This is a genomic window from Salinispora goodfellowii, from assembly GCF_059570675.1.
Genome location: NZ_JCANTD010000100.1, coordinates 1 through 1,110, shown reverse-complemented (window position 1 = coordinate 1,110; position 1,110 = coordinate 1). Strand labels below are relative to the sequence as shown.

At 68.3% G+C, this 1,110-nt stretch carries 1 protein-coding gene; it reads right to left on the bottom strand.

Annotated features, from left to right (window positions below; genetic code table 11):
* Positions 1-21 precede the first annotated feature (21 nt).
* Positions 22-1,110 (bottom strand): transposase (locus T398_RS26810; protein WP_496450584.1); only part of this gene is annotated, 1,089 nt, incomplete at its 5' end.

The following is a 1,110-nucleotide window of genomic DNA, read 5'->3' as shown; positions in this document are numbered from 1 at the left end:
GACTCTGCTGCCGAATTCGGTTCAGGCAGCGAGGTCGTGGTCGAGGCGTTGGAGGTGGCTGGTCCGGGCTGGTGGTAGGGGTTGTTCGGTCCACCAGGCGTGTAGGCGGACGAGGTTGACGGCGATCGCGGAGAACACGTGTTGGAGGCGGGTTTTCGGCAGGCCGCGGTAGCGGGCGTGGCGGATGCCGGTGATGTCGAGGGCCTGGTTGATGGTGGCTTCGACGCCGGCGCGGAGCTTGTATTTGTCTTGCCAGCTGTCGGTGTTCTGCTGGGTACGGGCTTCGGCGAGAGCGTGGTGCAGGTCGCGGGGGTAGAAGGTCAGTTGCCGGCCGCCGCGTTTCGCGGTGGTGCACAGGGCGCGGGCCGGGCAGGGGGTGCAGGTGGTTGCGGCGAATTTGACCACGATGACCTCGGCGCCGCGTTGGACCGTGGGGCTCCAGCTGGTGTTGGTCTGTTGTTGGGGGCAGGTGACCTGCCGGGTGTCGAAGTCGATGGTGAAACACGTCTTGTCGTGGCCGGTGCCGGCGCGGGCCTGAGCGGACTGGTCGAGCAGGGTCGGGGTGACCATGGTGACGCCGAAGGTCCGCGCGGCGACGGCGATGGTGTCGGCCGAGGGGTAGCCGGAGTCGAGGTAGTGCTCGCCGGGCAACAGCCGGTGGTCGTGCAGTTGCTGGTGGATGCCGGTGGTGGCTTTCACGTCCGGGACGGTGGCCGCGGTGGTGGCCACGTTGACGATCAGGTTCGGCGCCGGCCGGGGGCCGGGTTCGTTGTCGTGGTCGCTGGTGGCGTCCGCCTGGTCGTGGTCGCAGGTCTCGGTCAGGTGGACCTTGTAGCCGTTCCAGAACAGGTCATCACCCTTGGCGGCCCACCGGGTGTCGGTGTCGTACGGCGAGGTGATCCGATGTTTGGCGGGCGGGAGACCATCCGTGTCCGCCTCCCGCCGCCGGATCACCTCCCGCCCCCTGCTGTCGGTGGTGATCAGGTAGTTCTGCACGAGCATCACTCGCAGGGTCTGGACCGCGGATATCTCGGCCAGCCAGAGCGGCGCCTCGGGCGCGAACACGGCACGGAGCACAGCGACGGCGTCACCACCGTAGACCTGGGCCAG